The organism is Vibrio sp. Vb0937 (assembly GCF_033338855.1).
This window is the reverse complement of sequence record NZ_JAWOTK010000012.1, coordinates 77,974-95,918: the sequence shown is the minus strand read 5'-3', so window position 1 is coordinate 95,918 and position 17,945 is coordinate 77,974. Positions and strand designations below refer to the sequence as shown.

Sequence of the window (17,945 nt, the reverse complement as noted above, 5' to 3'; positions counted from 1 at the left end):
TAATTTCAGACATGAATGTCGCTCTTATTAGGAGTGATAAAGGTAACAGGATATCAGTTTCGAGCTTAGGTTTAAATGATTGCGACTGAATGCTTAATTGAGGCGGCCAGGTTGTGACTTATCTCTTACTCCAAGTGAAATTTCTGCTAATTTAATCCCAATTCCATTTTAGTTTGGTGAAAAACATATACTCTCCGCGTCGGTATTTTTATACTGGCCGTAGAAGTATTAAGGGACTCATTACAATGAATCGTCGCAGAAAGAAAAAGCAGCAAGTCGACTATGTCGAGTTGGTTAAACAAAAATTCGCTGCTATCGACTGGAAGCAGCCGTTCAACAAAGAGCAATGGTTGGAGCGTATACAGCCTGTTAAGCAGTTTTGGTTGCGCCTGCCTAAATTTCATCAGCGTGCTTTGATGGTCTTAGTGCCATTGATTCTGGTACTCCTTGTTATTCCTTTGCCGAATAAAACAGACCAGCCAGTTGAGCAGACTGAGGTCGATCATCAACGCGTAGCGATTGAGCTGAACGCGCAGAGTTTAAGCCAGCAGCGAACCTCTCAGAACTCTGGACCGAAATCTGAAGACTGGAAAGAGTACACGGTTAAAAATGGTGATACATTAGCGCAGGTTTTCAGAAGTAATCAGCTCTCTATGGCGGATCTTAGCGCTCTGGTCAAAATAGAAGGCAGTGATAAGCCGCTAAGCCAAATAAAGCAGGGACAATTGATTCGCTTTAAGCTTAGTGACGAAGGCGAGTTAGATATGCTACAGCTGGAAAAAAGCGGGCGGTCCGTTATGTTTTTCCGTTTATCGGATGGGACCTTTGGACGTAACAAGTAAACGCTTCAAATGAAAAGACGCGAAGATATCGCGTCTTTTTAGTCAGTTTTTCATAGCGATTAGTTTTCATAGTAACCAATCGAGTTGAAGCTTATAGCGCTACGGATTCTTTCCGCATATCCACATGAGGGATACCATCTTCAAGATAGCACTCTGAGATAACCTTGAATCCATGACTAGCATAAAACTGGATGAGGTGTTCTTGAGCACCTATATCTATTGTCTGTCCTGGCCATAATGTTTCGCATTGTGCCAAGGCCTTGTCCAATAACTTATGACCTAAGCCACCGCCTCGCGCGGTCTGCTTTGTCACCACTCGACCAATACTCACATTGTCATACGTAGTGCCTGCGGGCAGTAATCTTGCGCAAGCAACCAGTTCATCACCGTGATAGCCTATTAGATGATAAATGCCTTCCAGCGTGTCCTTACCATCAAGTTCAGGGTAAGGGCAGGTTTGTTCAACAACGAATACATCCACACGCAATTTCATCATTTCATACAGCTGCGTGGTTGTTAGCTGAGCAAAGGGCAAAGTAATCCAAGTGAGCATGTTGTTATCCGTAATGAGAATAGAGTGACTGACTTTACTTTGTTTTGAGCTCATACTCATTAACAAAGGTTAATTAGCACTGGTTTTCCCACCAAATCTGGTGATAATGTGCCCTCTTTCCATCTCACCTGAGGATATCCCCGTGAGCAAACAAACATTCGATCAAGTTGGGCTTAACCCAGCGTTACTCGCCACACTTGATTCCCTGAACTATACCCACATGACGCCAATTCAAGCTTTGAGCTTGCCTGCAATCCTAAAACATCGTGATGTCATCGGGCAGGGTAAAACGGGCTCAGGTAAAACCGCTGCATTTGGTTTAGGGGTTTTATCGAACCTCAACGTCAAACGCTTTCGTGTCCAGTCATTAGTATTGTGTCCAACACGTGAGCTTGCAGATCAAGTAGCGAAGGAAATTCGTACTTTAGGTCGCGGCATTCATAATATTAAAGTGCTTACTCTCTGCGGTGGGATGCCAATGGGGCCACAAATTGGTTCGTTAGAGCATGGTGCGCATATCCTAGTTGGTACTCCTGGTCGTATTTTGGATCACCTTGAAAAAGGCCGAATTGATCTTAGCGAACTGAATACCTTGGTGCTAGATGAAGCTGATCGCATGTTGGACATGGGTTTCCAAGACGCATTAGATGCAATCATCGATGCAGCGCCAAAGCAGCGTCAAACTCTACTTTTCAGTGCTACTTTTCCAGAAAAAATTGAGCAAATTGCGCAGCGTATAATGCAGACACCGGAAGTGATTAAGGTGGAATCGACGCATGATACTTCAAGCATTGCGCAGTACTTCTATAAAGTTGAAGGCTCGGAAGCGCGTGATGAAGCATTGGCGAATTTGCTGCTGACTCACCAACCAGAGTCCGCGGTTGTTTTTTGTAATACCAAAAAAGAAGTGCAAAGTGTCGCAGATGAGTTGCATCACAAAGGATTCAGCGTTATCGATATCCACGGGGACTTAGAGCAGCGTGAACGCGACCAAGCATTGGTGCAGTTTGCTAACAAGAGTGTGTCTATCCTTGTTGCAACAGACGTTGCAGCGCGTGGTTTGGACGTTGATAATCTTGATGCTGTCTTTAACTTTGAGCTATCGCGCGATCCTGAGGTTCATGTGCACCGTATTGGTCGTACAGGTCGTGCGGGTAGTAAAGGTTTAGCGTTTAGCTTTTTTGGTGAGAAAGACGGTTTACGTGTAGCTCGTATTGAAGAATACCTAGAGATGGACGTGGTACCAGCAACATTGCCTGCCAAATCAAATCAGCAGCCATACCAAGCGAAGATGGTGACGATTAACATTGATGGCGGTAAGAAACAGAAAGTACGACCGGGTGATATTTTAGGTTGTCTGACAGGAAAAAATGGTATTCCAGGCTCTCAAGTCGGAAAGATCCATCTGTTCCCTGTGCGCGCTTATGTTGCCGTCGAAAAGTCTGTGGCTAAAAAGGCTCTACAAACCATTAGTAACGGCAAGATGAAAGGGCGCCAGTTCCGGGCGCGAATTCTTAAATAGCTCAAATAGCAGAGAAAAAGCTCTTCGTTTGAAGAGCTTTTTTCTTTTTTGAGTTTATTTGAGAGTGTGATCTTTGGTTAAGCGTGCTTTGATTCGACTCAAACTGATTGGTGTAATGCCCAGGTAGGCCGCAATTTGACTATCGGTAATACGTTGCTTTAAATCTGGGTAATGAGCGCAAAATAATTGATATCGTTCTTCTGGAGAGTAGAGCAACATAAAGCGTTCTTTGTTCTCTTTATTAACCAGTTGGTTTTCGAGTAGCTTTAAGTAAATGGCGTGCTTTTCTGCTCGCCAGTGATGCAACGTTTCAATTGGCAAGCAAAATAGCTGACAAGCGCTCAGCGTTTCCAATAAGTAAGGCGAAGGTTGGTCCTTTATTATGCTCTCAAACCCGATAACCCAGTCCTTCTCCCAATAAAATTCTTTACTGAATTCTTTGCCGTGCTCAGTAAGATAGCTTGCGTGGCATAACCCCTCAATGATGAAGTAAAGGTGTGAGCTAAACTCCCCTTGGTGATTAAGAATGTGGCGTGTAGGCAGTTCGAGTAACTCACCATTTTCAATAAGTTGGTTTGCTTCTGTCTCTAAAAAGCCATGTTTGACTAAGTCTGAAAAAAGATCGCTGTGCATGTGATAACTCAGAAACGGTTTTCTTTATTTTAACGGGTTTTATTGGTAACAAAAAAGCGGCTCATGAGAGCCGCTTAGTGTTGTTGTCAAATCAACCTTATTTATTCAGATCGATTTGATAAATTGCGAAACCAATGTCGTCTGTTGACACGCGTTTCATTGGGTATTGTCCTTTCTCTTTGATGAACTGCGCCGCTTTATCGCTAGGGGAGGTTTCGAAACGAATATCTAGCTTGTTATCGGACTTAATCGGTGCGAAAGACCAGTTGTTGTCAGCGCTTGGTGTCACTTCTCCTTTTTCTTCACTCACGCGAGAAATATAAGTGGCGACGACAGAGCGGTTTTCATCTGGTGCGTCAAATGCAATGAAATCTGGGCCTGTACCAGGGAAAGTATTGCTATATGCACGGTAGTTATTGGTTGCGATGATGAAATCTTGCTTCGGATTGACAGGCTTACCATTGAACGTCAGATTCACAATGCGCTGAGAATCTGGATTAATCACTTTACAATCCGCATCGTACTTCGGCGGTTGGGTAACGTCGATTTGGTAGTTAACCCCATCAATAACATCGAAGTTGTACGTACGGAAATTATCCCAATCAATCAAAGATTGCGGTTTAGGATTGTTGATGTCGATGTGGTTGAATTGACCCGCACTGCACTCTAGCCATTCGCGAACTTCTTTACCTTTCACTTTCATCGCAACCAAGGTGTTTGGATATAAGTAAAGATCGGCCGCATTACGGAAGGTGAGCTGACCGGATTCTACTTCTGTAAAGTTATTCGGATCGTTCTTACGACCGCCGACTTTAAATGGTGCTGCCGCACTCAGTACTGGAATGTCAGAAAGGTCTGGGTCGCCTTGAATAAAGCGTTCTACGTAGTCTTTCTGAGCAAGGTTAACGATTTGAATGGTGGGGTCGTCCTGCACTAATGCCAAGAAGCTGTACATGACATCATTTGCTTTGCCGATTGGTTGGTTTACAAATTCACGAGTGCCTTTGTGATCTTCTTCTAACGCTTTCACAATATCTGCATCGGCTTTAGCTAATGACTTCTTATTTACTTTATCGAAGATAGGGCGTGCTTCTGCTTGGCCTTCGACGACTTGCCATCTGCCGTCTTTCTCTTTCAGCATCAAATCCATCACACCTACGTGACTTCCCCAGCGGCCCGGCATCACGGACGTTACACCATTGATGGTCCCTTTATTTATATCAACACCAGGTAGGTTTGCGAAGTCTTTCCCTGGGAAGACGGCGTGAGAGTGACCAAAAGCAATCGCATCAATACCTTCAACTTCTGTGAGGTAGTAAACAGAGTTTTCAGCGCCTAGTTTGTATGGATCAGTAGAAATGCCCGAGTGTGGAATCGCCACAATCACGTCTGCGCCTTCTTTCTTCATTTGAGGAATCAGTTTCTCTGCTGTTTCCTTAATGTCTTTAGCAAAGACTTTGCCTTCTAAGTTCTTCTTATCCCACACCATAATTTGTGGTGGTACAAAGCCGATGTAACCCACTTTTATTTGATGCGCTTCGCCGTTTGTGTCTTTAAATGTGTGAGTTTTGATGAGGTAAGGCTTGAAGTAATGCTCACCGGTTTGTTTATCAAATACGTTTGCATTGATGTAAGGGAAGTTTGCACCCTTCAACGTCGTTTGTAGGAAATCTAAGCCATAGTTGAACTCATGATTGCCAATGTTGCCCACATCGTAGTCTAGCTGGTTCATCGCTTTGTAGACTGGGTGCACGTCGCCAGGATTAATCCCCTTTGCCGCCATGTAATCGCCCATTGGGCTGCCCTGAATTAAATCACCGTTATCTACTAGTACCGTGTTTTCTGTCTCGGACTTAGCTTGTTTCACTATTGTCGCTGCGCGACTTAAACCGATTTGCTGTGATGGTTGGTCTTTGTAGTAATCGTAATCCATCACGTTGGTGTGAATGTCGGTGGTTTCGATAATACGAAGCTTGATGGTATCGGCCATTGTTGGGCCAGCAAGCGTTAGCATGCCACTTAATACTGCGAGGGAAATAGGATGAACTGCCACTTTCATTTGGTGCTCCAATTCAATGATAAGGGGAAATCGTACTGCGTAATGTATCAAACACGGATGCAACTCGATGATAAAGATACAGAAAACTGTGAACATTAATCAGTTTACTGAACCTTATTCATATTAACCGCCGACTTTTTCACGCTTTTGAATGAGACCAAACAAAAACTTCTTAGCAGATTTTTGAATAAAAAATGAAATTTTAGAATTTCAGGTAATATAAACGCCCCGCCATAATGCTTGCATAACGATATCAATGGACGATGAGCAAGCACATGGCAACGAACGATTCAGTCACTTCTTTTCCTAAACCAAAGCCCCGGTTAGTTTCTGACAACCCAGTCGCTGGTGTTACTCGTTTTGCAAAGCAATCGCTACAGCCTGGTGAAGTCGCCTTAGTAGGTGCAGGACCAGGCGATCCTGAACTTCTGACGGTGAAAGCACTGAACTGCTTGCAGCAAGCTGACGTGGTTTTGTACGACTACTTGGTGTCTGAAGAAATCATGGCATTGATTCCAAGCGATACGATTTTGGTGTGCGTTGGGAAGCGAGCTGGGCATCACAGTGTGCCGCAGGAGAAGACGAATCAGCTTTTGGTGGATTTTGCCAAGCAGGGCTACAAAGTAGTGCGCATTAAAGGTGGGGATCCGTTTGTATTTGGTCGTGGTGGTGAAGAGTTAGAAGTGCTTGCTGATGCCGGCGTTCGTTTTCAAGTTGTCCCTGGCATTACCGCAGCAGCTGGCGCAACCGCTTATGCTGGTATTCCACTGACTCATCGTGATTATGCGCAATCGGCCATCTTTGTGACTGGCCACTTGAAAGAAGAAAGTGATGAGATGGATTGGTCCACGTTGGCGCGTGGGAATCAGACTTTAGTGATCTACATGGGGCTGATGAAATCACACTATATTCAGAATCAACTCATTAAGCATGGCCGTTCAGCGTCGACTCCGATTGCCATTATTGAGCGTGGCACGCAGATTCAACAAAAAGTATTTACGGGAGAACTCTCCCAACTCTCTGATTTATCGAAGGAAGCACAATCGCCATCTTTGATTGTTGTCGGAGAGGTAGTGCGGCTGTCTCAAAAGTTAGACTGGTTTTTGTCTAGTACTGAATTCAACAAAAGTGCTATTGCCAACTCCATATAATTTCAGACCAAAGATTAGAGACGTAATGCGCCTTCAAGCTTAAAAAGGAAATACAAAACATGGACCAACAACGTTTAACTCACCTTAAACAACTCGAAGCGGAGAGTATCCACATCATCCGTGAAGTTGCGGCTGAGTTTGATAACCCAGTCATGATGTATTCGATTGGTAAAGACTCATCAGTGATGCTGCACCTTGCGCGTAAAGCTTTTTACCCAGGTAAGATTCCATTTCCATTGCTGCATGTTGACACCGATTGGAAGTTCCGCGAGATGATTGAATTTCGTGATCGCACCGCGGCCAAATACGGTTTTGAGCTTTTGGTACATAAGAATCCAGAAGGTCTAGCCATGGGCTGTAGTCCGTTTGTTCATGGTTCTTCTAAGCACACTGACATCATGAAGACTCAAGGCTTAAAACAAGCGCTGAACAAGTACGGTTTTGATGCGGCCTTTGGTGGTGCGCGCCGCGACGAAGAGAAATCACGGGCGAAAGAGCGCGTGTATTCATTCCGCGATAAGAACCATACATGGGATCCTAAAAACCAACGTCCTGAGCTATGGAAGACGTACAACGGCCAGGTCAATAAGGGTGAGAGCATTCGTGTATTCCCGCTGTCTAACTGGACTGAGCTTGATATCTGGCAATACATCTATTTAGAAAACATCGAGATCGTGCCGCTTTACCTCGCGAACAAACGCCCAGTTGTTGAACGCGATGGCATGCTGATCATGGTTGATGATGATCGTATGGAGCTTCAACCGGGTGAAGTGATTGAAGAGAAGAGTGTGCGCTTCCGTACCCTTGGTTGTTATCCATTGACTGGGGCCATCGAGTCTGAAGCAAACACTTTAACTGGCATTATCGAAGAGATGCTGGTGGCAACGTCGAGTGAGCGCCAAGGCCGAGCGATCGACCACGATCAGTCAGGATCGATGGAGCTTAAGAAACGTCAAGGTTACTTCTAAAGGATCTAAGGAAAGATAATGAACAGTGCAGTTGAAGCTCAATTAGCCGAGCTTGGTATCGAAGGCTATTTAACACAACACCAGTACAAGTCGTTACTTAGATTCTTGACTTGTGGCTCGGTGGATGACGGTAAAAGTACATTAATCGGTCGCTTACTCCATGACTCAAAACAAATTTATGAAGATCAGCTAGCGGCAGTGCACTCAGACAGCCAACGTGTGGGTACCACGGGTGAAAAGCCTGACCTTGCGTTGTTGGTCGATGGCTTACAAGCTGAGCGTGAGCAGGGGATCACGATTGATGTGGCTTACCGCTATTTCTCGACGCAGAAACGTAAATTCATCATTGCAGATACTCCTGGACACGAGCAGTACACACGTAACATGGCTACAGGTGCATCGACATGTGACTTAGCTGTGATTCTGGTTGATGCACGTAAGGGCATTCTCGATCAAACTCGTCGTCACTCTTTCATTTCCAACCTGTTGGGCTTGAAGCACTTTGTTGTGGCGATCAACAAGATGGACTTAGTGGATTACTCGCAAGAGCGCTTTGAAGAGATCCGCGACGAGTATTTGAAGTTCTCTGAGAATCTGACAGGGGATATTGATATTCAAATCATCCCGATCTCAGCGCTTGAAGGGGACAATGTGGTGGATAAAGGCCAAAACCTGACTTGGTTTAAAGGCCCATCATTGCTTGAGCTTCTTGAAACGGTCGATGTGGATCAAGAAAAAGGCGCGGGTGAATTCCGCTTCCCTGTGCAATACGTTAATCGTCCTAACCTCGATTTCCGTGGTTTTGCGGGGACCATTTCTTCTGGTTCGATCAAAGTCGGTGATGCCATTAAAGCATTGCCATCGGGTAAAACGTCAACTGTGGCACGTATTGTGACATTTGATGGTGATATCGAAGAAGCTCGTGCCGGATTAGCTGTCACTCTGACGCTAAGCGATGAGATCGATATTAGCCGTGGCGATTTGATTGTTCTAGATAATGCTCAAGTGGAAACCACAAACCATTTGCTTGCCGATGTGGTATGGATGACAGAGCAACCCCTGCAACCGGGTCGTGACTATGACATCAAAATCGCAGGTAAGAAAACCGTAGGTCATGTTGAAGCGATTCGTCATCAATATGACATTAATAATCTCTCGACTCATAGCTCGGCAGAGCTGCCATTGAATGGTATTGGTTTGTGTGAATGGTCTCTTAATGAGTCAGTCGCGCTGGACAATTATCAAGACTGTGCAGATACCGGTGGCTTTATCATTATCGATCGTCTGACAAACGTGACGGTTGGTGCTGGCATGGTTAAAGAGAGTCTCGCCGTGGTTGAGCGCGATTTGACGGGCATCTCTGCGTTTGAAGTTGAGCTTAATGCGCTTGTCCGTAAACACTTCCCACACTGGGAAGCAAAAGACGTCAGCCAGTTTCTGAAAAAGTAACTGGCTCACCCAAGTACGATAATTTCAGGCACTGTTTGCTGTTGTACTTGGGGTGTCGCTACCTAACTGAATTGCGAAATGTCGTTAGGTATTCTCCTAATACCAGAATGCTTCGGTGGAGCCCAAGAAACCGAGCATTCTGATGTTCTTTTCGCTTGCGCTGATTTTTGTCTGTTTGCTCGTTTGTCGGTGATTCATGGATAAATGAGTCGTTGTTGTGCCCTTTAGGGCTATTTGGTAAGGAAAGGCTATGTGGGAACAAGGGTTTGTGTTAGCGATTTTGCTTGGCATTATCACTTGCTTGCTTGTCACGAAAATTAAGCCTAGTTATGTCTTTGCGGGTGCCGCTTTTATTGCATTCATGGCTGGGATGATGGATTCAGCCACTATCGCATCCAATTTTACCAACTCTTCATTGTTAACCCTGGTTCTATTGATTCTTGCATCCTGTGCTCTAGAAAAAACACTGCTGATCAGTTGGGTGAGCCGAAGTATCTCTGAGGGCCAGTTAGGCAGCGTGATTGCTAAGCTCGGTGTGTCGACCGCCTTGCTTTCTTCATTTACGAATAATACCGCTGTGGTTGTCTCATTGATTGGGGCGATTAAGCGTAATCAGCAGCATGCACCTTCGAAATTACTTATTCCCTTGTCTTACGCCGCCATTTTTGGTGGCACGTTAACTTTGATTGGTACGTCGACTAACTTAATCATCAACAGCTTTGTCGAAGACGCAGGCTTACCGAGCCTGAGCTTTTTTACACCTACGATGATAGGTTTGGCTGTGCTGGTGGGAGGGATGCTGATTCTTATCCCGCTCAGCTACTTGCTACCGAATTATGATGATCAAAACCAAGAAGATTTACCTTACTTTCTTGAGTCTCGCGTTGAGCCTGGATCACCGCTAGTTGGGCGTACGATCAGCGAGAATAATTTACGTGCGCTGCGCAAACTGTTTCTTGCAGAAGTGGTGCGCGATGGTGTTACTGTTTCTTCTGTGGGACCGGATTTTGTGCTCAATGCAAAAGACCGCCTGTTATTTTGTGGCGATGTTGAGAGCGTCGCGACCCTGCAAGAAATTCCGGGCCTCAAGTTGTTTGGTCAGCAGCACTTAAATGGGCAAAACTTTATCGAAGTTGTGGTGAGCTCGTCGGCGACGTTTTGCTACAAAACCCTCAAAGAGAGCCGATTCCGCGACCGATTCGATGCCGTTGTTGTGGCGATTCGCCGAGGCCACGAACGCCTAGAAGGTGGCTTGGGTAGCATTACCTTAGCGCCAGGAGACACGTTAGTTCTGGTTCCAGGAAAGCGTTTTGAGTCTGAACGCCGAGCTCATCGTAAAGAGTTTGTTTTAGTGCATGACTTGGACTCTAGCGCTCGGCTTGATACGAATAAGTCTTCCATTGTATTACTGGGCTTTGCAGCCGTAATTGGATGCGCTCTATTAGAGTTAGTACCGATTATTAAAGGTCTAGCTGCGTACCTTATCGCGCTTATTGCGTTTGGTATTGTGCAGATTTCAGAACTGCGCCGCCGTTTTCCGATCGATATCGTCGTGATTGTCGGTTCCGCTTTGTCTATTGCTCAACTGATGATCTCTTCTGGATTGTCAGAAAGAATGGGAGTGATGTTTATTGAAGCGTTTAATGGCTGGGGAGTATTTGGTGCCTTGGTGGCGACTTATATCATGACATTGGTACTCACTGAATTGGTGACAAACAATGCCGCGGCTGCGCTTTCTTTTCCTATCGGCTATAGCATGGCGGTGGGTTATGGCGTGGATCCGATGCCATTCATCATGGCGGTTTTGTTCGGCGCGAGTGCGAGCTTTATCTCTCCCTACGGTTACCAAACTAACCTGTTGGTGTACAGCGTAGGAAATTACAAATTGACCGACTACGTGAGAATTGGAGTGCCAATTTCGATTGTGTACTCTGTATTAGTACTTACTTTGATCCCGGTCTTTTTCCCGTTTTAATTCCGATATTTACAAGGATACGTTATGACTGCCGAAACGACGGTAAAAGATGAAAACATTGTTTGGCACCAGCATTCGGTTGATAAACAGTTTCGTGCTGAATTAAAGAAGCAAAAACCTGCCGTATTGTGGTTCACTGGTTTATCTGGAGCGGGTAAATCAACCGTAGCAGGGGCGTTGGAAAATCGCCTTGCAGCATTGGGTTACCACACCTATTTATTGGATGGTGACAATGTACGACATGGTTTGTGTAGCGATTTAGGTTTTTCTGAACAGGACCGTCGCGAGAACATTCGTCGCATTGGTGAACTGGCGAAGTTGATGGCAGATGCGGGTTTAATTGTTCTGTCGGCGTTTATTTCACCGCATCGTGCAGAGCGGAAGTTAGTACGCGATTTATTGCCAGAAGGCGAGTTTATCGAAGTGTATGTCAATGCATCTCTAGAGGTTTGCGAAGGTCGAGATCCTAAGGGTTTATACCGTAAAGCCCGTGCGGGAGAGATTCCTAATTTCACTGGTATTGATTCGGAATATCAAGCGCCAGAGAACCCTGAAATCGATTTGCCCGCGGGAGAAAAGAGTGTCGATGAGCTGATGGATTTGTGCTTAATCGATCTTAAACAACGCGGTGTGATCCGATAAAAAAGCATTTAGATCATAGGTGACCTAAAGCTCTTTGAGCAGCTTGAGAAGTATTTGGGTCATAGGTGATCAAATGCTTCTCAAGCTGGCTAGACGGTATGATGAACCGTACTTTTAGCTTCACTATGGACACTAAACCTATGATTTAACAGTGCAAGCATTTGATCGTAGTATTCGGCATGTGGTTTGTTTCCGAGTAAGGTACAGAGCTCATTACCTGTCGGTGTGAAGCGGTAATATAAAAGGCGGACACCTTTACTGTTTACGTTCAGTGACAAGTTTTTACCTTGGTAGGTAAGGACCAACGGTGTCTCGATGCTAATTTCGCCAGATTCAAGTTCGGCACTGTGCAGCAGCCCTAGTTCAATTAAGAGCAACAAGCTTGAATACGGCAGTTGAAAACTTCCCATATTTAGGCTGTTAGCGACGTCTCGCTTGCCGAAGCTAAATATGCCTCCTTGCGCTTTGTAACCAATCAGCAGTTTTCTGCTGTGATCCCCTCCAAAACTGCACGCTAAAGAGGCGGCTCTTTGCAGAGTTTGTGCTTCCTTTGGTGACATATCCTTGAGGGTTTTCAACGCTTTCATGGACGTTGAACCCGGATTGGTCACTTCACGCTTCATCACTTGAGCCCATAGCTTTTGCATCGCGCTGTTATGGATGTCTTGAGCCATCTCAAAAAATCGATGCAACCAATCTTGGTCTGGCTCTCCCGCTGTCTCATCTCGGCATGAACTGTGCGCTAATTTTAAAATCTGTTCTAAGTTTTTTTGTCGCTGTTCTTGGCGTCTTTGCTCTCGCAATTGGGCTCTTTCAAACGCAGATTTGGCTGGCGGTTCGGTTTGCAGTAAGGCGTCAAGACCGTGTATTTGGGCTATGGTTTTTACCTTACTAGCACTGTCTTTTATGTAGCCTTGTTTCTTTTCTTGTTGCGTATTTTTTTTTGTGTCTGACTGATGTTCGATGACAACAGGTTGCTTTGTCGGGTCTGCCATTCGTTTTCCTACCAAGAACTGCGCGGTTCGCACGTTTAAATTTACACCTTATCTGACCAAGCGACCAGACAGGAGTTCTCAGTTTTTGAACGAATAGGGCTATTCAAAATGATAATGAGTTGTTAAAATTGTTATCGTTATTTTGGAGGGGCTATGAAGTTCTCAGAAGCAGGTAAACTCAAAAAGCACCTGTCGATAGCGTTTCTTTTGGTTATTTATGTGGGCGTATTAGCGTATTTATCTCGTTATATCGTGTAGCACAAAGCTAAAAAAGGCGCCAGTGTGACGCCTTAGGTGTAGCGAGGCTTATCGACGACTTAAATTACATATCGTCGTAGGCTTCTATTTCCGATCCCTCAATAACGTAAGCCGTTTCTGCCAGTTCGTGGTTTATCGTCTCGGTTTTCAACGTTCCAACCACATATATAACATCCCACAACTCTTGAACAGGCGCGCCTTTCGGAAACTTCACGTAAATGATCTGGTTTGGAGGCGGTGGTGGCACGTGAATACAAGCTCCAAAGTATGGCACTAATAAAAACTCGGTGACGGTATCGGCATCACCTTCAAGTGGGATAACAAACCCTGGAATTTTAACTTGGCTTCCGTTCAGTTCTGGTCGAACATTACCAATCTTGGACTGCTGCGCTGCGCCACCACTGTGATCAGATGCAGGCATGCCTATACTGTCGAACAATTTACGCTCTTTTTCTGGAACAAGGTCAATCCAGTCAAGCTTCAATGGTTCTTCGCTGGCCATAACAGGCGCTGTGAATGCGACGACCAGCAAGCAACTTGCGAGTATTTTTTTCCACATTTTATTAAATCCTTATTGTCATTCCGTCACTCAGTGACTGTCGGTAGGCGCGGAGTGCGGGAATGAAACCAATCACAATACCAGCGCATTGTACGAAACCTAATAGCATCCACTCATAAGTAGATAAGATGCTTAAGGTGAGATGTATTCCATAGTGCTGTTGGATGATCGGCTGCGCGATAGCAAGAATGGCATACAGCCCAGTAACGCCAGTAATAATACCAGCAGCAGTAAGCAAGCTAGCTTCACTAATTAAGAGTGAGAAAACATGACGAGGCCTTGCTCCCATGGCACGCAAAATCGCCATTTCACGGCGGCGTTCCTGTAGGCTAGTTAATAGACTGCTTAACATACCTAACAACCCTGCAATCACGACAAAACCAGATACTGCCATTAGGGCTTGCTCTGCAACCGACATCATTCCCCATAACTCATGCAACGCAACGCCGGGCATAATGGCGCTGAGCGGCTCTTTGGGGTAGGTGTTAATTTGTCTTTGCAGGGCGAAAGTTTGAATACGAGATTTCAAACCAACGAGCATAGCGGTAATTTGTTTGGGCTGAAAGTCTCTGTTTTTGAGATCTTGTGCCTTGGGTGTCGGACCCAAACGCGCACCACTTTCCCATCCGACGTGAATGGCTTCGATTGCTTCTAGTGATACATGGACGGTTTTGTCGACTGGTGTTCCTGTAGGTGCAAGGATACCGACAACTTTAAATGGCAGATTGTCATGACGGCTAAAGCCAACGTCGCTAATGCCGTGGGCAATGATGATTTCGCTACCGATATCATAACCAAGTTGTTTAGCGACATCAGAACCTAGCACGGTTTCAAATAAACCATTGAATTCTCTACCCTTGCTGAATGTTAGTGGTTGCTTACTTCCAAACTTGTAATGCTCAAAGTAACTGTGATTGGTTCCCATAACTCGGAAGCCTTTATGCGAGTCGCCAAGCGAGATTGGAATAGCCCAATCGACTGAACGATGATTGGCAAACTCTTGGTAGCTTTTCCAATCGATGTTGTTGGTCGCATTACCAATACGAAAGACAGAATAGAGCAATAGGTTCACTTGCCCAGAACGTCCACCAATAATGAGGTCAGTGCCTGAAATTGTATTGGCGAAGCTATCCTTAGCTTGAGTTCGGATACGCTCGACGCCCAAGAGGAGTACCACTGAAATCGCAACGGTCATGATGGTTAGAATTGCCGTCGCTTTGCGGTTCATCAAGCTTTTCCAGGCGAGCTTTACAACAGCACTCATGATATGGCTCCTAGGCTAGATACTTGATTAATGTCGGGTAGATTAAGCGTGCGATCGAATAAGGGTTCGAGTGTTGGGTCGTGGCTAACGAATACCAGTGTGGCATTGGCTTGATTCGCTTGCTCCATAAGGAGCTCAATAAATGCTTTACGATTGTCATAGTCTAAAGCTGAGGTTGGTTCGTCAGCGATCACTAACTCTGGATGTCCTATCAGAGCTCGAGCCGCAGCCACACGTTGTTGTTGACCAATACTCAATTCAGAGACAGGGCGTGTATGAAGCTCGTTTGGCAAGTGCAGTCGTTCTAGTAGGGCCTGAGCCTGTTCATTTAATGTTTGAGATGAGGCACCTAAATGGGCACGGTCACGTCGTATTTTACTGAACTGACATGGCAATAATACGTTTTCAAGTACGTTAAGGTACGGCAATAAATTGAACTGTTGAAAGATGTAGCCAATATGATTGGCGCGAAAGCGGTCTCTCTGACTGGCACTTAAACTAGCAAGGTCAGTATCGAGTACAGATAGAGAGCCTGAAGTTAATGTGTTAATCCCCGTCAACAAAGCGAGCAAGGTCGATTTACCGCAGCCACTTGGACCTTTGATAAACACATGCTCGCCTTGTGTAATGTGTAATTTGGGGATGTGGATGGTTGGGTTGGTTGAACCGGGCCAGAAAAATTGGGCATCCTCTAGCTCGACAACATTTGGTGTGGTTTCAGTCATATTAAATCACCAAAGCTGTGGCGTGTAAGTGGGTACTCACACGCCACTCGTGTTATTTGATTACGATTTGGGTGTTATCTTTGCTTAATTTAATTGCTGATTGCATGGTATCAGTGAATATATTGACGCTGATGGACTCTGTAGTTAGGAATTGGTTAAACCAATCGGTTTGGATTTGGCTAAGCTGATTAACTTGTTCGCAATTGAAGCGATATTGCACCGAAAATTCACCGTGACCGCCATGATCGTGCGCCTCATCATGATCGTCATGGTGGTCATGTTTATCATGATGTTCATTATGATCATGGTGTTCGTGTCCTTCATGATCGTGATGTGCATGGTCATCATGGTCGTGCTCACTATGATCATGTTCCTCATGAGTTTCGCTTAGGTTGTGGCTCACGTAAGCTTCTTCAATATTACAATCAGCTTGTGAGTTAATAGCGAACAATGCGTTGCTGTCTTCGAGTGTAGCGACGGCTTGTTTAAGCGCTTGCTCTTGTTGTGCGTTTTCTGGAGCATGTTCGAAACCCACAACATCAGCTCCAGGAGCTGTGATCTCTACTAACAGATCTTTGCCATCTTGGGCGATATTAAACTCGACGTGACCATGCACATGAGCACCATGCTGGCGGTATTCGTTTGCATTCGCTGCTGTCGATAAAGTGAGGCCAATAGCAAGGGCTAAAACGTGTTTTGATGACATTGTATTTTTCCTAATTTTACTGGCATTAACCAAAGGGGGTATTGCTCAGATTCGAGTTTCACTAAGTTATTGTTCCTGACACACTAGGTGCGGAAATGAACTCAATAATTTTGAGTGTGGAATAGTTTGGAAATTAAGCAAAATAAGGAGGGGCACGAGCAGCGCCAAGAACTTCTTCGCCGTACACGAGATGCAAAAAAACATGATGATGCTGGGCGCGCGCAAAAGTCGGTGTAGAGAGGGTAGGTTGTACCTTTGCTATACCGTGCTGAACACCAGAAAACAATTGGCAATGATGATGGGTATGATGGTCGGGCGTCAGATCGACTTGATGGAGTACAACCGCAAAGTTCCAAGCGATCAGCAACGCAACACTGAAAAATAAAGCAGTGCGATACCAATATCTTAGTGTTTTTTGCTGGTGGTGGTACATCTGAGCTCCTCTTACCGACTGTTATAATATAACACCCATAATGAATAAAAGTTCACTCTTTTGTTGGCTAGCAGAAAAATTTAACTCCACACATACGTGCCGAAAAATATTGGTAATACTCTCTGATGGAAGTGTCGCACTTATAAAGAGCAGAGTTATCACTGCCCATGCTTCTAATCAAATTCATATAGCTCCTTACAACAAGAACAAGGAGCCATTCAATGAAGCTAGATGTTCTGTTTAATAAGCTCAATGACTTTTGTTATCTCATCTTGCTCAAGTGCGCCCTCTTTGACGAACAGAACTTTGCCCGTTTTGTCTTGGACAATAATGGCCGAACTTTCTTCTTTCAGGCCCCAAGTATTGGCAACTACGCCATTTTCATCAAGAACCATGGATGACCAAGGAAACTCTTTTTTGCTGTCTTGAGCTGAAGACTTCACGAAAGAGCCTGTCCCCCAAATTGCATCATCTTGGTTGATGATAGTTGTGGTCTGGTAGCTTTCTTGTGGAAAATTTGCCGCTGTTATTGCCGACATTAAAGGGGCATTCATTTCTTTTGAACTGCTACGGCCTGCAATGGCTTGAATAACACGAACTTTGCCTTGCATATGTTGAGTTGCCCAGGGTTGGTATGCAACGCCTTCGCCTTGTAAAACAATCTCGCCGTAAGCGGCAACATTGACAGGAGGAACGCTTTTTCCCACTGACAAGTTGTGTGCAAAGGTCAAGCTTGGCGTTAAGGCCAGTAATAGAGGTAGGAGAGTCTTAGTTTTCATATTGTTATATTCCGTACGAGGTTTGGAAGCTTCCAGTATATATCCAGAACCTAGAAATTTGTAGGACCGTTGATAACATTTATTTAACGTATGGAGTGGTGTAATCTTGCGTTATATTTAGAATTTGCTAAAATGAGTTCCGTCGCAAATTGCGCATTAAGATTGCAGAGGAAAAATAAGCAATCCGTGTTTTCTCAAAGGAATTGAGGTGAGTTATGCTACGTGAGTTTGCTGTATATCGACCATTACAAGTGGCCCGTTTTGTTAAAACGTTGTTCAAAGGTCAGTTTTTTATTGTTGGGGTTGGCTGTTTTCAGTTCGACAATGGCAAAGTGTTACTACCTGACGTCAACGATCATAAAAGGCTCACCATCTTTAAAGAAGTCAACCAAGTGATAGCATCATTATCGGCTTAGTTAGCTTGGTACCCAC

General features: G+C 44.9%; 18 protein-coding genes. 8 read left to right on the top strand and 10 right to left on the bottom strand.

The features are described from left to right. Positions 1-245: 245 nt before the first annotated feature. Entirely contained in the window at positions 246-842 is a 597-nt protein-coding gene (locus R7P67_RS15750) for a LysM-like peptidoglycan-binding domain-containing protein (RefSeq protein ID WP_017820296.1), read from the top strand. Positions 843-933: 91 nt separating this feature from the next. Here R7P67_RS15750 and R7P67_RS15745 read toward each other — a convergent pair whose 3' ends face one another. After that, on the bottom strand, positions 934-1,395 hold the full coding sequence (locus R7P67_RS15745; protein WP_025768352.1) for a GNAT family N-acetyltransferase: 462 nt from the start codon (positions 1,393-1,395) through the stop codon (positions 934-936). A 142-nt stretch (positions 1,396-1,537) separates the two neighbouring features. Between R7P67_RS15745 and dbpA the strand changes: the two genes are divergently transcribed. Next, the gene (dbpA, locus tag R7P67_RS15740) at positions 1,538-2,917 is read left to right on the top strand and encodes an ATP-dependent RNA helicase DbpA (RefSeq protein ID WP_005379583.1); all 1,380 of its coding nucleotides are present in this window, start codon (positions 1,538-1,540) and stop codon (positions 2,915-2,917) included. 54 nt (positions 2,918-2,971) lie between these two features. Here dbpA and R7P67_RS15735 read toward each other — a convergent pair whose 3' ends face one another. Continuing rightward, complete coding sequence (locus R7P67_RS15735) at positions 2,972-3,550, bottom strand: Crp/Fnr family transcriptional regulator (protein WP_017820293.1); 579 nt, start codon at positions 3,548-3,550, stop codon at positions 2,972-2,974. Between the two features lie 97 nt (positions 3,551-3,647). After that, entirely contained in the window at positions 3,648-5,609 is a 1,962-nt protein-coding gene (gene cpdB, locus R7P67_RS15730) for a 2',3'-cyclic-nucleotide 2'-phosphodiesterase (RefSeq protein ID WP_213885603.1), read from the bottom strand. Between the two features lie 275 nt (positions 5,610-5,884). On the opposite strand from cpdB, the gene cobA reads away from it, so the two are divergent. From cobA to cysC, 5 genes are all read left to right on the top strand, one after another. Continuing rightward, entirely contained in the window at positions 5,885-6,760 is an 876-nt protein-coding gene (gene cobA / locus R7P67_RS15725) for a uroporphyrinogen-III C-methyltransferase (protein ID WP_031780800.1), read from the top strand. 59 nt (positions 6,761-6,819) lie between these two features. Then, entirely contained in the window at positions 6,820-7,728 is a 909-nt protein-coding gene (cysD, locus tag R7P67_RS15720; protein WP_262652835.1) for a sulfate adenylyltransferase subunit CysD, read from the top strand. A gap of 18 nt (positions 7,729-7,746) precedes the next feature. After that, positions 7,747-9,177, top strand: coding sequence for a sulfate adenylyltransferase subunit CysN (cysN, locus tag R7P67_RS15715; RefSeq protein ID WP_017820290.1), 1,431 nt, complete (start codon positions 7,747-7,749; stop codon positions 9,175-9,177). A gap of 250 nt (positions 9,178-9,427) precedes the next feature. After that, positions 9,428-11,152: an SLC13 family permease gene (locus R7P67_RS15710; RefSeq protein WP_005379596.1), complete on the top strand. Its 1,725-nt coding sequence runs from the start codon at positions 9,428-9,430 to the stop codon at positions 11,150-11,152. A gap of 24 nt (positions 11,153-11,176) precedes the next feature. Further along, the gene (gene cysC, locus R7P67_RS15705) at positions 11,177-11,794 is read left to right on the top strand and encodes an adenylyl-sulfate kinase (RefSeq protein WP_262652833.1); all 618 of its coding nucleotides are present in this window, start codon (positions 11,177-11,179) and stop codon (positions 11,792-11,794) included. Between the two features lie 89 nt (positions 11,795-11,883). Here the strand turns inward: cysC and R7P67_RS15700 are convergent, their stop codons facing one another. From R7P67_RS15700 to R7P67_RS15670, 7 genes are all read right to left on the bottom strand, one after another. After that, positions 11,884-12,789 carry a TIGR03899 family protein gene (locus R7P67_RS15700; RefSeq protein WP_005379599.1) on the bottom strand — a complete coding sequence of 302 codons (906 nt, stop codon included), beginning with the start codon at positions 12,787-12,789 and terminating at the stop codon, positions 11,884-11,886. Positions 12,790-13,111: 322 nt separating this feature from the next. Beyond that, positions 13,112-13,606, bottom strand: a complete 495-nt coding sequence (locus R7P67_RS15695; RefSeq protein WP_005379600.1) for a DUF3299 domain-containing protein — start codon at positions 13,604-13,606, stop codon at positions 13,112-13,114. A 4-nt stretch (positions 13,607-13,610) separates the two neighbouring features. Beyond that, a complete protein-coding gene (locus R7P67_RS15690; RefSeq protein WP_005379602.1) occupies positions 13,611-14,870 on the bottom strand; it encodes an ABC transporter permease in 1,260 nt (419 codons plus the stop codon). Next, entirely contained in the window at positions 14,867-15,595 is a 729-nt protein-coding gene (locus R7P67_RS15685; protein WP_005379603.1) for an ABC transporter ATP-binding protein, read from the bottom strand. The genes R7P67_RS15690 and R7P67_RS15685 overlap by 4 nt, the downstream gene beginning before the upstream one ends. 52 nt (positions 15,596-15,647) lie before the next feature. Beyond that, positions 15,648-16,301 carry a zinc uptake protein ZrgA gene (gene zrgA, locus R7P67_RS15680; RefSeq protein ID WP_262652832.1) on the bottom strand — a complete coding sequence of 218 codons (654 nt, stop codon included), beginning with the start codon at positions 16,299-16,301 and terminating at the stop codon, positions 15,648-15,650. A 133-nt stretch (positions 16,302-16,434) separates the two neighbouring features. Further along, positions 16,435-16,734, bottom strand: coding sequence for a DUF2607 family protein (locus R7P67_RS15675; RefSeq protein WP_132936729.1), 300 nt, complete (start codon positions 16,732-16,734; stop codon positions 16,435-16,437). A 227-nt stretch (positions 16,735-16,961) separates the two neighbouring features. Further along, entirely contained in the window at positions 16,962-17,513 is a 552-nt protein-coding gene (locus R7P67_RS15670) for a YtfJ family protein (RefSeq protein WP_213960810.1), read from the bottom strand. A 215-nt stretch (positions 17,514-17,728) separates the two neighbouring features. On the opposite strand from R7P67_RS15670, the gene R7P67_RS15665 reads away from it, so the two are divergent. Beyond that, positions 17,729-17,929 (top strand): DUF1107 domain-containing protein, encoded by a 201-nt coding sequence (locus R7P67_RS15665; protein ID WP_005379612.1) that lies wholly within the window; start codon positions 17,729-17,731, stop codon positions 17,927-17,929. Positions 17,930-17,945: the final 16 nt, after the last annotated feature.